This is a genomic window from Arthrobacter sp. EPSL27 (assembly GCF_001512305.1).
In the GTDB taxonomy this organism is placed as follows: Bacteria; Actinomycetota; Actinomycetes; order Actinomycetales; family Micrococcaceae; genus Arthrobacter.
The window spans coordinates 409,506-423,125 of sequence record NZ_LNUT01000004.1; the positions used below are offsets into that span (position 1 = coordinate 409,506).

Below are 13,620 nucleotides of genomic sequence, written 5' to 3' on the forward strand. Positions count from 1 at the left end.
GCTGAGCCGGAGTCCCGGCGCATCGAGGTGCAGATCCCGATGCGCTGGGGCGACATGGACGCCTACGGCCACATCAACAACGTCCAGATCGTCCGGATCCTGGAGGAGGCCCGCATCGCGGCCTTCGGCCCGCCCCGCGGGACGGGTCTGCCCGGCGTCGAGCCGCCCGTGGCGCTCTTCAATGAAGTGCCGGAGGGGACCCTGGCGCTGATCGTGGACCACAAGATCCGCTACGTCCGGACCCTGGAGTACCGCAATGTGCCGGCCGTGGTCCAGCTGTGGATCGGGGCCGTGAAGGGCGCCAGCTTCGACATTCACTACCTGGTGCTGGACCCCGTCACGCGCGAGGACTGCGTCCGAGCCAGCAGCCACCTGGCGTTCGTGGACGAGGCAACGGGCCGGGTGCTCAGGCTGACGCCGGAGCAGAAAGAGAAGCTGGCCCGCTTCACGCCCGCTGCCGCGGGCTGACCGAAACCGGTCCCATAGCCTCTACTCCGCCCTATCGATCGTCCCTAGAATGAAGAACCCGCGGGCACGTCGGCCCGGTAGCGAAGGAGCGCAGACCATGGTGAACAAACGAGCCCAGATGATGGCGGACAAGCGCAAGAAGTACGCCCGGAAGAAGGCGTGGAAAGAGCTCTCGCCGATGGCGAAGTTCGGAACCATTACCGCCGCCGTCGTCCAACTCTCGCTTCTTGTCGCGGCCCAGACGGACATCACCCGCCGCCCGGCGAATCAGATCCGCGGCAGCAAGGCGATGTGGCGGGTCGCCACGCTGATCAACTTCGTCGGCCCGGGCAGCTACTTCACCTTCGGCGTCAAGCGGCATTCCGCCGCAAAGTAGGGAGTCTGACCAGCGATAGGGCCGATCTTCGGAACCTACCCGGAAGTAGCATCCGGGTGTCCCGTTATGCGGGCGTCCAGCTTAAGCCTGTAAATTGAAAGCATGACCCCAGCCAAAAAGCCTGCCATGCACCGTGCCCTCGGCATCTCCAAGGAGATCGAAGACGCAGCGTGGTTCGTGCTGGGGCCGGGGCTGCACGGCAAACCGTCGGCGCTGGACGGGCGCACCAGGACCTGGTCCGTGCAGGCCGCCGCGGAGCTCCTCGACCGCCTGGAACGCGGGGTCCCGGACCCCAAGGCCCCCATGATGACCAACCTGCGGGAGAACCTGCAGGGCGCCTCCCGGGGAGCGAAGCAGCTGGCCGTTGAGCTGCTGTTCCTCCAGTCCCTGCCGCTGGCCCACGAGGTGAAATCCCTCAAGGTCAAGCGCGCGCGGGTGGCGGAGGCCGCCAGCTGGCTGGAGCCGCCGCTGGAACTGCCGGACGAGCTGTACGCCGGCATGACCGATCACGGGGTCATCCGGGACCGCACCGCGGAATTCAACTGGACCATCTGGGACCACCTGAAATGGCTCTGCCGGTTCGTCCAGCACGTGGCCCAGCGGCCCCCGGGCGCCGTCGCGGCCGCCGTCAAGGATCCGCTGGCGTTCCACCGGCTGGTGGCCGGCACGCCGGACGACCAGCCGGCCATCCGCCGCAGCATCGAGTTCCTGGTGTGGCCCAGCTATTTCGAACCCGTAGTGGCCGACGTCGAACGCCAGGAAATCCGCGACGCGTTCGCCTCCCTGGTGGGCGGGGCGAAGGGCGACAGCGACGAGGAAATCTCGGCGGACATCCACCGCATCCGCCTGCACCTTGACGAGCAGGCCGGCCAGCGGATCGACTGGTACGCCCGGCAGCTGGTGAGCCAGTGGCGGAAGGTGGGCGATCCCGGCCGGCGCGCCTGGCTGCTGCGCACCCACCACGACAACGCCGAACTGCTCAGCACCTGGCAGTCCGAGGAATCGGTGACGCTCGACGTCGAGCACCTCCGGCTGCTGGACCCCGGCGTCACCGCCGGGGTGGTCCAGCACGCCGTGGACGAGGACTACAAGCACCTCGGCTACGTCGAGCGCGAGGACACCAAAACCGCGGTGTTCGCATTCCTGACCGTGATGAAACCCGGCGACCTGACCCTGTACCAGAGCTCCGGCACGGTCCGGGTGGGCGTGGTCCTCGGCGAGCCCGAGCACCGCGAGGACAACCGCCGCCTGCGCCGCAAGGTCCGCTGGTTCGACGAGACCCACAACATGACCGAGCTGCCCCGCCACGTGCAGCGGCAGCTGGCCACCTCCGGCATCGTCGCGGACATTACCCGCGTGATCCAGGCCCTCGAGGCCCTGCTGCCCGCCGAAGCGGAAGCCCAGCCCGGCGACGGCACCGAGCCGGCCGCCGTCGTCGAACCCGCCTGCGAAGGGTTCCGCCCGCTGACGCCGGAGTTCGCCGCATCCCTGCACATGGACCTGGAACCGCTGCAGGAAATCGCCGAGCTGCTGGAGGAGAACCGCCAGCTGGTGCTCTACGGCCCGCCCGGCACCGGCAAGACGTACCTCGCCAAGCACCTGGCCGCCCAGCTCGCCGGCGACACCACGGACGAACGCGTGAAGCTGGTGCAGTTCCACCCGTCGTACGCCTACGAGGACTTCTTCGAGGGCTTCCGGCCGGACAAGACCGAGGAAGGGCAGGTGTCCTTCAAGCTCGTTGCCGGGCCGCTGCGGCGAATCGCCGAGGAGGCTGCCAAACCGGGCAACGAGAGCAAGCCCTACTTCCTGATCATCGATGAGATGAACCGGGCGAACCTCGCGAAGGTGTTCGGCGAGCTGTACTTCCTGCTCGAATACCGCGACGACCGGATCTACCTGCAGTACAGCCCCAACGAGCCGTTCACGCTGCCGGACAACCTTTACATCATCGGCACCATGAACACCGCGGACCGGTCCATCGCGATGATGGACGCCGCGATCCGCCGCCGCTTCTCCTTCATCGAGCTGCACCCCAAAACGGAGCCGGTGAAGGGCTCGCTGCTGCGGTTCCTGGAGGCCCGCGGCCTGGACACGACGCCGGCCCTGCTGATGGACGCGCTCAACGACGCCATCGACGAGTGGGACAGGGACCTGATGATCGGCCCGTCCTACTTCATGAAGCCCTCCGCCCAGACACCCAAGGGTCTGCGGCGGATCTGGAAGTACGAACTGATGCCGTTGCTGGAGGAGCACTACCACGGCCAGCTGAACCGGGCCCAGCTGGAGGAGCGGTTCGGTTTGGACCAGCTGCTTGACCGTCTTGCGCGCGTCTAGCCAGCCGGGGCCGGCCAGCCCCGCCGCCCGCGACGGCGGGCCGGGTTCGGGTGCGCCGGGTTCCGGGCAGGTCCGCAGGATTGTCCTCGATGAGCTCTCCGGCGGCGTCGTCGAGCGGCTGACCCCGGACAGCGCGGCCTACATCAACGGCAGCGGCCTGGCCAAGGCATCGCCGATGGGCATGGGGCTGTACCGGATCGAGCCCGTCGGGAAAGTCGGTTCCGTGCGGACGCCGGCGGTGCAGCTTGAGGTGCGGCCCAAGGACCGGCTGGGCCTGGACCGGCTCCTGTTCCTGCTGGGCTACGCGGGCGACCAGGGTTTCCGCGAGGAGCCCGTGGCCGCGGTCGAGGAAGCGGACCTGTGGAGCGCGCTGGCGGAGTCGCTGGCGCAGCTCGCCGAGCGGGCGCTCAGCCGCGGCGTGCTGCAGGGCTACCTGAATGTGGATGACTCCCTGCGCACAGTCAAGGGCCGGATCAGGATTTCGGACCAGATCTCCCGGCGCCCCGGCATGCTGGTGCCGCTGGAGGTCTCCTACGACGAGTTCACCGAGGACATCGCGGAGAACCGCATCCTGCGGGCGGCGCTGGAACGGATGTCCCAGGTCCCGGGTGTGCGGCCGGAGGTGCTGAGCCGGCTGCGCCAGCTCAAGGGCAAGCTCGCCGCCGTGACCCGCCTGCAGTCCGGCGCGCCGTTGCCGGTGTGGCGGGCCAGCCGGATGAACACGCGGTACCAGGCTGCCCTGCGGCTCGCCGAAGTGGTCCTGCGCCACGCCTCGGCGGAAGCCGGCGACGGTGCGCAGCAGTCGGCGTCGTTTGTGGTGGACATGTCCGTTGTGTTCGAGGACTTCGTCGGCACGGCGCTGCGCGAGGCCATGGCGGCTTACCCGGGGGAGATGCGCCTGCGCTACAACGCCCTGCTCAACGAGGCGGTCCGCGACTCGGACCGGATTGTGGTGCGGCCCGGTGCCGTCCACTTATTAGGCGGGCGGCCGGTGATGGTTTACGACGCCAAGTACCAGGCAGCGGCCGACGCCGGTGCCTCCTTGTCGGGCGACCATTACCGGATGCTGGCGTACTGCACGTCCCTGCGGGTGCCGACAGCCTGGCTGGTGTATCCGGGCGCTGGGGAGATCAAGCTGCGCCGGATCCTGAACACGGACATTGACGTGGTGGAGTTCCCGCTGGACCTGTCGAAGCCGCCGGCGGAGATTTTGGCGTCCGTGGCGGACCTCGCGCAGCAGTCGTGGGGCGAAGTGGTGCGCCAGGCGACCATCAGCCGCTGACACGCTCCCAGGGCAGGTGCCGCTAGCTGGCGTCCTGGTCCACGGAGACAGCCAGGAGGTGGCACAGGAGAGCTTTTTCCGGCTGGCCCGGGTTGTTCTTGATGTGCTGGCGGAGCTTCTCGCGCACGTGAGCCTCTTCAGGCTTAGTGTCGGAGAGGATCGCATCGATGATGGCGGATACCTGCTGGCGGAGGGGCTCCAGGTCGTGGTCCACCTCGGTGGACCGCCGGTGCTCCTGCGACCGGTAGTCAGGGGACGTCCTCGACGGACCGGTGGTAATCCTCGGCGACGTGGTGGACCTCAGCAAGTGCGGCATCTGGCGCTCCCGTGGAGTTGAAAGACGAGTGAATGCGGATTCAGTAGAGTCCTTGTCCCCAGATTCGGATATTACCTGAGGCAACGTAATCTGTCCCGCATGGCCGGTGGATTATTTTTTAGGCGTCGCCTTCAACCAACCCCGGCTGGTCTTCCGTCAGCACGACGCGGGGTCCGGCCGATGACTCTCCTGCGGAGCCGGAGTGCGGGCCGCCCGGCGGGATTGGGTCGACGAGGAACCGGTCCAGCTGGGCTTCCAGCGCCGAAAGGTCCTTGAGTCCGCACTCCCAGACGGTGAGTACCTCCCAGCCCAGATTCTCCAGCTGCTGGCGCTGCAGGGCATCGCGGGTCCGGGTGCGGGTGCGCTTGGCTTCCCAAAATTCGGCGTTGGCCTTGGGAGCGTGCTGCCCCACCCGGCAGTCATGGAAGTGCCAGAAACAGCCGTTGACGAAGATGACTTTGTGCCGGCCGGCGAACACCAGATCAGGGTTGCCGGGAAGCCGGCCTCCGCGGGTGGCGCCGTGCAGCCTGTAGCGGTACCCCTTGGCGTGGAGCAGCCGGCGGACCAGCAGTTCCGGTTTGGTGTTCTTCCCGCGGATGCGGGACATGTTCCAGCTGCGCCGCTCGGGTGTCAGCTTGTCCGCCATGACTTAAGTCTAGGCGGCGGTGCCCTGGCGGACCGGGGCGGGATCGGTCAGGGCGGACGGCAGCGGGCGACGGCGGGCGACCTTACCGCCGTCGTACAGTTTCAGATCTCCCGCTCCGGATGCTCGCCGAACCGGAAGTGCCGACCGGTGACGCTGGTCGGTGCAATCTCGACGTAGAAGTCCTTGAGCGTGGGCACCCACGGCTTGAGCCCAAGGGCTTCTGCGGCTGCGATATCCGCGGACTTGTCCAGCACCCGGGCCGTGCCGCGGAGGACAACTGACCACGCCTCGTCGGCGAGGATGCCGTCCGTTTCGAACAGCACTTTGGCGTTGATGGTCAGCTCCGCGAGCTTGTTCCCCGGCGCCGTGCGGAGGTAAAGCTTCCGACCGCTCACGGCGTAATTCACCGGGAAAATGTCGGGTTCGCCGCCGACAGTGACCACAAGCCGGCCGTGCTTGGTGCCCTCGATCAATTTCCAGCACTGATCGTCATCGAGTACGAGGACGGGGTTCTCATCTGCATGTTCGAACATCATGGCGTTCATTGTTCTGGGCTGTGTAGAAAAGCGCCAGAGGCTTGAGCCGGGAAAATCGGCCGAAGAATGCCCGGTAGATGGCCTGTGGATAACTTCCAACTCCAAAATGTGACGTCGGTTACCCTTGAGGCATTGTTTGGCTTCAGGCGTCTTGATTTTCTATCGGGGGAGTAGCTGACCATGACATCTCGCACCGCAGTTTTCGGCCGTCACAGGCGCATTTGCGCGGTGCTGGCCGCGCTACTCCTTCTGCCCGCCACGGCCTGCACCGGCGGAGGTTCAACGCCGGGCGCAACCGCCGCCCCGGAGTCGCCAGGCCCGACGGCGTCTCCCACCTCGTCCGCCACTCCCACGCCAACGGCAAGCTACAAACCCGCGGACGCCTCGGGCAGGGCGCAGAACGTCCCCGTTCCGGTGCTGCCAGAAGCTGCGAAGGCGGAGACGAAGGAAGGTCTCGAGGCCTTCGCGCGGTACTGGTTTCAATTGTTGAGTTACGGCTATGAGACTGGTGACGTAACGCGGATTGGTGAAATAACCAGTCCTGCTTGCCGCGCATGTGAGAGGGCTAAAGCGGTAATTTCAGGCTGGAATGAGGGAGGGCGGTGGCTCGTTGGCGGCAAGGTGGAAACCCCGTCTGTCAGCACGACATTCGTCGTGGCACCAGACGGCAACTATCAAGTCGCTGTTCAAGGGTCACAGGCCGCCATTTCGTACTACAACGCGGATGGGACGCTACATCAAGCAGACCCGAAGCCCGATGACACAGGCAACCTTATGCTTGCCGTCTTCCGCGACGGGGCGTGGTACGTAAATAACATTCAGCCAATTGTCGGCTAGCCAAGTGAAGGCATCCAGGTGGTTCAAGACTTTATGGACGGCAGTCTTAGTTGTCGTTTTGGCAGGACAGCCTTGGCCGGCATTTGGTGGCAATGAACCGCCCCCAATAACGGGCGACTGGGGAGAAGACACCGTCGATGTTGGCGGTTGGGCGCACGACGCAGGCACTGGCCAATTTGTCTGGGCTGTGCCCGGTACGGTTCGTGCCGACCCCAACCAGTACAAGTACGAATTGCAGTGCCACCTCGGCGGCGGAGACTTCGACACAGACTGCCTTGCTGTCCTGGTCGATTGCAAGAACGGCCCCGACGGAAATGACGGTATTCCGGTCGTCTGGTTGAAAGCCCCGGCTGGTGTGCCAAACCCGACGTGGACGTACCACTCCGGCCCTACCTGCCTCTTCGATCCGAGGCCGGAGGACCTGCTGCCCAGGATTGCCGCCATGATCCAAGCGGAGTTCCAGCGTTTGCCGGTCGCCGCAGGATCTGTCACCGCGCAGCCGAGCCCGCATACCCTGCGGGGCGCCGAGACCAACTTCTTCGCCGAAGCGGCCGAGCAGGCGTTCGACATCACCATCCTGGCCCAGAAGGTCCACGTCGTCGCCAAGCCCGTCCAGTACACCTGGAACTACGGCGACGGAACGTTGCTGGGTCCGCAGAGCGCAGCCGGGGGGCCCTTGCCGCAGGACCGCTGGGGCGAAAAGACCGCCACCAGCCACGTCTACACCCAGACCGGTGATTTCTCCGTGGTGCTGACCACGCACTTCCAGGGCACGTACTCGGTCAACGGCGGGCCGCCGTTGCCCATCCCGGGCCAAGGGCAATTCAATTCCCCGCCCCAGACCGTGAGCGTCTGGCGCTCCATCACCCGCAATTACGCCGACGACTGCCTCCGCAACCCGCAGGGACAGGGCTGCCCCGGCGTCGCGCCGCCCTCGCCCTGACGGCAGTTCCGCTTCTAAGCCCTCAGCTCCCGGTCGAGCCGCTCCATCCGGGCGCTCACCAGCTGCCCGCGCGGATCCTGCGGTCCCAGCAGCGCAGCTAGGGATGCCGCGGCGGCGGTGTCGGCGGAGCCCATGTCACTGGTGCACCACTGCAGCATCAGCCGGGCATCGCCGCTGGAACGCACCGAGGCGCCGACGGCGTCGTTGAGTTCGTCGCGCATGAACCCGACGGCGAGGTTGCTCGAACGGTTCAGCAGCCGGGCCCGGTAGGCGGCAAGAGCCTCCGCCACCCGGCCCTCGCGCAAGTGCCCGGCCACGGTGGCGGCGTCCGTCACCACCTTGACGGTCGGGGCAAATCGGTACGGGTTTGCGTCCACCACATTGCCCAGCGCGCTGCGGATCCGGTGCATCTCGGTCCGGATCGCCGCCGGAGTGCCCGCGTCGCCGTGGAGCTCGTACGCCAGTTCGTCGGCGCTCCAACCCTGCGTCCGCGACGCCAACAGGGCCAGGATCTCGGCCCGGCGCAGGGTCAGCGGCCGGCCATGACCGCCGTCGAGCGCTGCCGACGGCGCGTCCCCCAGCAGCCGCAGCGTCAACAGGGCCTGGACCCCGGTCCCGTGGCGGCCCGCAGGAGTGCTGCCCGGCCAGCCATCGGCACTGGCGGGGCCTGCGGACTTCAGCAGTTCCTCAGCCAGCCGCACGCCGCACCGCACCAGCCGGAGGCTGTCCGGCGTGACGGACTCGAACGGTCCGGACACATCCAGAACGCCGACCACATCCCCCGTCAGGGGGTCCCGGATCGGCGACGCGGTGCAGGCCCAGTCGTGGTGGGTCCGGACGAGGTGTTCGGCCGAGAAGAGCTGTGCCGGGGCGCCGGTCACCAGCGCCTCGCTGATGGCGTTGGTCCCGACGCCGGACTCGGACCAGTCGGCGCCTTCCACGAACTCCAGGGAATCCGCCTGCTTCAACGCCTGTTTGCTGCCGACGCGCCACAGCACCTCGCCCTCGTGGTCGGTCACGATCAGCAGGTGGCGCCCGGTGGCGGTCTCATCGGCCAGCAGCTGGGACAGCGCGGGCATCACGGCGGCCAGCCGGTGGCCGGCACTCAGAGAGCGGGCCTCGGACACCTCGTGCCGGTGCAGCGGGCGGTGCTGGTCCGGGTTGATGCCGAGCGCAAGGGAACGCTGCCAGGATTTGGCGAGGGACGGCGACAAGTGCGGATGCGGCGTGCCGGACACGGCCGCCTCATGAGCCGTTCGGAGCGCCCTCGCATACTCGGCCGGCGCAGAAAACCGCAGGTCCGCGAACTGCGTGATGGAGCGGCCGCCATGGCGCATGCTCATTCTCCCAACTCGCCGTCGAATCGTCGCACTTCGCTCTCTCCGGCAAGCCCCCGGCCGGCTTTTGCGCCGGCCGGGGGCCTGGGAGCTCTGTGTAACCCGATTGTAACCCCCTGCGACTTTTACTTGTGATGCGGGTCACGCCGCGGCCCGGACGCCGCGCATCGGAGCGACCCACAGTCAGCAATGGAAAGAGGAAACATGCCCGGGACACCAAACGGCGTGGTCGAGGCGTGGCTGGCGCAGTTCGAGGAAGCGCTGCGCAGCCGCACCATCGACGACGTGCTTGATCTCTTCGACGACGATTCGTACTGGCGCGACTTCGTCTCGTTCACCTGGAACCTCAAGACCCTGGAAGGCAAGGAAGACATTGGCCGTATGCTCAACGCGACACTGGACGACGTCCAGCCGCACAACTGGACACTGGCCGAAGACGCCACCGGCGACGCCGCCAACACCGAGGCCTGGATCAACTTCGAGACTGCCCAGGCCCGCGGCCACGCCCACCTGCGCCTTCGCAACGGCAAATGCTGGACCCTGCTCACCACCATGCAGGAGCTCAAGGGGTTCGAGGAAAAGAAGGGACCCCGCCGCGAGAAAGGCGTCGCCCACGAGATCACCCGGGGCCGTAAATCCTGGCTGGAACTAAAAGAGGAACAGGAAGCCCGGCTCGGCTACGAGGAGCAGCCCTACACGGTGATCATCGGAGGCGGTCAGGGCGGCATCGGCCTGGCGGCACGGCTGCGCCGGCTTGGCGTGCCCACCATCATCATCGAGAAAAACGACCGCCCCGGCGACTCCTGGCGGAACCGCTACAAGTCCCTCCACCTCCACGATCCGGTCTGGTACGACCACCTGCCCTACATGAAGTTCCCCGATGACTGGCCGGTGTTCGCGGCCAAGGACAAGATTGGCGACTGGCTGGAGCACTACACCCGGATCATGGAACTGAATTACTGGTCCAAGACCGAGTGCACCGGCGCCCGCTTCGACGACGCCTCCGGGGAGTGGGTGGTGGACGTGGTGCGCGACGGCGAACCGGTCACCCTGCGCCCGAAGCAGCTGGTCTTCGCCCTCGGGGTCTCGGGCTACCCCAACATTCCCGCGTTCGACGGCGCCGACTCCTTCCTGGGGGAGCAGTACCACTCGTCCAAGCACCCCGGCGGCGGCGACTGGACCGGGAAGAAGGCCGTGGTGATCGGGTCCAACAACTCGGCGCACGACATCTGCGCGGACCTCTGGGAGCACGGCGCCGACGTCACCATGGTGCAGCGCTCCTCCACGCACATCGCCCGCAGCGAATCCCTCATGGACCTCGCCCTGGGCGGGCTGTACTCGGAGGAGGCCCTGGCCAACGGGGTCACCACCGAAAAAGCCGACCTGCTCTTCGCCTCCCTGCCCTACCGGATCCTGCCCGAGGCCCAAATCCCCATCTATACCGAGATGGCACAGCGCGACGCCGAGTTTTACTCCCAGCTGGAAGCCGCAGGCTTCGACCTGGACTTCGGCGTGGACGGGTCCGGCCTGTTCCTCAAGTACCTGCGGCGCGGCTCCGGCTACTACATCGACGTCGGCGCCTCGCAGCTGATCATCGACGGCCGGGTCAAGCTCGCCAGCGGCGAGGTCGACAAGATCACCGGGAACGCCGTCGTAATGGCTGACGGGACCGAACTCGAAGCGGACGCCATCATCTACGCCACGGGGTACGGATCCATGAACGGCTGGCTGGCCGATCTGGTCTCACCCGAGGTGGCCGACGCCGTCGGGAAGTGCTGGGGCTTTGGCTCCGATACTCCCAAGGATCCCGGCCCCTGGGAAGGTGAACTGCGCAACATGTGGAAACCCACCAACGTGGAAAACCTCTGGATCCACGGCGGCAACCTGCACCAGAGCCGGCACTACTCCAACTACTTGGCGCTGCAGCTCAAGGCACGGATGGAGGGGCTGCCGACGCCGGTCTTCGAGCTCCAGCCCACGCACCACACGCGCTGACCGGCCAGGCAGTGACAACGCCCTCCCCGGCAACCACACTGGGGAGGGCGGCACCCGTTGTGATCATCCAGCGACACGCCGTTGACGCCCCTCACCGGGCGTCCACGGCCCGTACAGCGAAGGAAAACACCATGAAAGCAGCACGATTCCATGCCCGTGAGGACCTCCGGATCGACGATGTGCCGGAGCCGGAGCTGCGCCCTGGGGCGGTGAAGATCGCCGTCGCCTGGTGCGGGATCTGCGGCACTGACCTCCACGAGTTCCTGGAGGGGCCCATCTTCACGCCGCCGCCCGGAAGCCCCCATGCGCTGTCCCACGAAGCCGCCCCGGTCACCATGGGCCACGAGTTTTCCGGCACCATCCAGGAACTGGGCGAAGGGGTGACCGGACTCGCCGTCGGGGACTCCGTGGTGGTGGAGCCATACATCGTCTGCAACGAATGCGGACCGTGCCGCAGCGGCCACTACAACCTGTGCACCAAGCTGGGCTTCATCGGCCTGGCCGGCGGTGGCGGGGGACTCAGCGAGACAATCGTCGTCGATACCCGGTGGGTCCACCCCGTGGGCGACATCCCGCTGGACGAGGCCGCCCTCATCGAACCCCTCGCCGTGGCCTATCACGCCGTCGGCCGCAGCGACGTCAAAGCCGGGGACGTCGCCGTCGTCGGCGGTGCGGGCCCCATCGGGCTGCTCACCGCGGCGGTCCTCAAAGGCCTCGGCGTCACCACGATTGTCACCGAACTGTCGGCCGCGCGGAAGGAGAAGGCCGTGTCCTCGGGCGTCGCGGACCATGTGCTGGACCCCAGCTCCGACGACGTCAAGGCCCGCGTGCTGGAACTGACCGATGGCGCCGGGTCCGATGCGGCCTTTGAATGCGCCGGCGTGAACGCGGTGCTGGACACCATGCTCGACGTCGTCAAGCCGGCCGGCGTCGTGGTCAACGTGTCGATCTGGGGGCATCCTGCCACCGTCGACATGCAGAAGGTGGTCCTGAAGGAAATTGACCTGCGCGGCACCATCGCCTACTGCGGCGATCATGCGGCAGCCATCAAGCTCGTCCAGGACGGAAAGGTCGACCTGAAACCCTTCATCACCGGCAGGATTCCTCTGGAGGATCTGGTGGACAAGGGCTTCGACACTCTGATCAATCACAACGATACGGCGGTGAAGATCATCGTCCACCCGTAGTGATCCGGGTCGCATCCGGAATACTTGCATACGCCGGGCAGTTGGCATCAGAGAACCCAATCCCTGGTGAAAGGAAATGCGCATGCTGTTTTCCCCGATGACTCTTGGCGAGCTGGAACTGCCCAACCGACTGGTGATGGCGCCGCTGACCCGCGTCCGCTCCGGCCGGGAAGGCGTGCCCGGTCCGCTGGTGGTGGAGCACTACCGCCAGCGGGCATCGCTCGGCCTCATTGTGAGCGAGGGAACCTACCCGAGCCACGCCGGCCAGGGTTTCCCGGGCCAGCCCGGGCTCGTCACGGACCAGCAGCTGCAGGGCTGGTCCGAGGTCACGGCGGCGGTGCATGCCGAGGGCGGCCGGATCTTCGCCCAGGTGATGCACGCCGGCCGGGTCACGCATGAGGACACCACCGGCGGCTACGAAGTGGTTGCGCCCAGCGCCATCGCGATCGACGGCGAGACCCGCACCTACGAGGGCAAAAAGCCGTTCCCTGTTCCGCGGGCCCTGGACACCTCGGAACTGCCGGGCCTCATCGAGGAGTTCGTCACGGCGTCCCGCAAGGCGATCAACGCCGGGTTCGACGGCGTGGAGCTGCACTCCGCCAACGGCTACCTGCTGCACGAATTCCTGACCCCTGCCGCCAACCAGCGCGACGACGTCTACGGCGGCTCGCCCGCTAACCGGGCGCGCTTCGTCATTGAGGTCGCGCAGGCCGTGGCCGACGCCATCGGTGCGGACCGGGTGGGCATCCGGATCTCGCCCGAGCATAACGTCCAGGGTGCAGTGGAGGTCGACGCGGCCGACGTGCAGGAAACCTACGCGCACCTGGTGGACGCTCTGGCGCCGCTGAAGCTCGCGTACCTGAGCGTGCTGCACAAGGACCCCACCAGCGACCTGGTGCGCGACCTGCGCACCCGGTTTGGTGGAACCTTCCTGCTGAACAGCGGGTTTGGTGTCATCACCACCCGCGAGGAAGCCATGTCCATCGTTGCGGACGGCCACGCCGACGCAGTGGTGGTGGGCCGGCCTGCGATCGCCAACCCGGACCTGGTCCGCCGCTGGCGTGACGGGCTCCCGACCAACGAGCCGGACGCGTCGACGTTCTACACGGACGGCGCCAAGGGCTACACGGACTACCCGGCGTACCAGAACTAGCTTCACCAACTAGTTCCACTGGACATGTCCACTGGTGGCCGCGCTCACCACCGGACATGTCCCCCGGCATCCACGAAGAGTGGGCAGAACGCCATTCTGCCCACTCTTCGGGTTTAGGACTGGGCATGTCCCGTGGGTGCGGGTGCCAGGGATGAGCATGTCCCGTGGGTGCGGATGCGAAGAATGGGCATGTCCCGTGGGCGCGGGCGC

At 66.9% G+C, this 13,620-nt stretch carries 13 protein-coding genes; 9 read left to right on the forward strand and 4 right to left on the reverse strand.

All coding sequences use genetic code 11. The features are described from left to right. The first annotated feature begins 39 nt into the window (after positions 1-39). The 4 genes from AR539_RS06660 to AR539_RS06675 all read left to right on the forward strand — a co-directional run bounded on the left by AR539_RS06660 (position 40) and on the right by AR539_RS06675 (position 4,460). Positions 40-468 (forward strand): acyl-CoA thioesterase, encoded by a 429-nt coding sequence (locus AR539_RS06660; RefSeq protein ID WP_066436187.1) that lies wholly within the window; start codon positions 40-42, stop codon positions 466-468. Between the two features lie 97 nt (positions 469-565). Continuing rightward, positions 566-844: a hypothetical protein gene (locus tag AR539_RS06665; protein WP_231728513.1), complete on the forward strand. Its 279-nt coding sequence runs from the start codon at positions 566-568 to the stop codon at positions 842-844. A 102-nt stretch (positions 845-946) separates the two neighbouring features. Continuing rightward, entirely contained in the window at positions 947-3,178 is a 2,232-nt protein-coding gene (locus AR539_RS06670) for an McrB family protein (protein WP_066433932.1), read from the forward strand. A gap of 79 nt (positions 3,179-3,257) precedes the next feature. Further along, positions 3,258-4,460 carry a 5-methylcytosine restriction system specificity protein McrC gene (locus AR539_RS06675; protein ID WP_066436193.1) on the forward strand — a complete coding sequence of 401 codons (1,203 nt, stop codon included), beginning with the start codon at positions 3,258-3,260 and terminating at the stop codon, positions 4,458-4,460. Positions 4,461-4,482: 22 nt separating this feature from the next. On the opposite strand, the gene AR539_RS06680 is transcribed toward AR539_RS06675, so the two are convergent. The 3 genes from AR539_RS06680 to AR539_RS06690 form a co-directional block, all read right to left on the reverse strand. Then, positions 4,483-4,776, reverse strand: a complete 294-nt coding sequence (locus AR539_RS06680) for a hypothetical protein (protein ID WP_157360941.1) — start codon at positions 4,774-4,776, stop codon at positions 4,483-4,485. 118 nt (positions 4,777-4,894) lie between these two features. Further along, complete coding sequence (locus AR539_RS06685) at positions 4,895-5,422, reverse strand: very short patch repair endonuclease (RefSeq protein ID WP_082699224.1); 528 nt, start codon at positions 5,420-5,422, stop codon at positions 4,895-4,897. A gap of 101 nt (positions 5,423-5,523) precedes the next feature. Then, entirely contained in the window at positions 5,524-5,958 is a 435-nt protein-coding gene (locus AR539_RS06690) for a pyridoxamine 5'-phosphate oxidase family protein (RefSeq protein ID WP_066436198.1), read from the reverse strand. 180 nt (positions 5,959-6,138) lie between these two features. On the opposite strand from AR539_RS06690, the gene AR539_RS19665 reads away from it, so the two are divergent. After that, positions 6,139-6,795 (forward strand): DUF6318 family protein, encoded by a 657-nt coding sequence (locus tag AR539_RS19665; RefSeq protein WP_231728514.1) that lies wholly within the window; start codon positions 6,139-6,141, stop codon positions 6,793-6,795. A 442-nt stretch (positions 6,796-7,237) separates the two neighbouring features. After that, entirely contained in the window at positions 7,238-7,738 is a 501-nt protein-coding gene (locus tag AR539_RS06695) for a PKD domain-containing protein (protein ID WP_066433935.1), read from the forward strand. 14 nt (positions 7,739-7,752) lie between these two features. Here the strand turns inward: AR539_RS06695 and AR539_RS06700 are convergent, their stop codons facing one another. Then, on the reverse strand, positions 7,753-9,075 hold the full coding sequence (locus tag AR539_RS06700) for a helix-turn-helix domain-containing protein (protein WP_066433936.1): 1,323 nt from the start codon (positions 9,073-9,075) through the stop codon (positions 7,753-7,755). Positions 9,076-9,279: 204 nt separating this feature from the next. Here AR539_RS06700 and AR539_RS06705 point away from each other — a divergent pair, with 204 nt between their 5' ends. The 3 genes from AR539_RS06705 to AR539_RS06715 all read left to right on the forward strand — a co-directional run bounded on the left by AR539_RS06705 (position 9,280) and on the right by AR539_RS06715 (position 13,410). Continuing rightward, positions 9,280-11,070: a flavin-containing monooxygenase gene (locus AR539_RS06705; protein WP_066433938.1), complete on the forward strand. Its 1,791-nt coding sequence runs from the start codon at positions 9,280-9,282 to the stop codon at positions 11,068-11,070. A gap of 131 nt (positions 11,071-11,201) precedes the next feature. After that, positions 11,202-12,257, forward strand: a complete 1,056-nt coding sequence (locus AR539_RS06710) for a 2,3-butanediol dehydrogenase (RefSeq protein ID WP_066433942.1) — start codon at positions 11,202-11,204, stop codon at positions 12,255-12,257. A gap of 82 nt (positions 12,258-12,339) precedes the next feature. After that, entirely contained in the window at positions 12,340-13,410 is a 1,071-nt protein-coding gene (locus tag AR539_RS06715) for an alkene reductase (protein WP_066433945.1), read from the forward strand. Positions 13,411-13,620 lie beyond the last annotated feature (210 nt).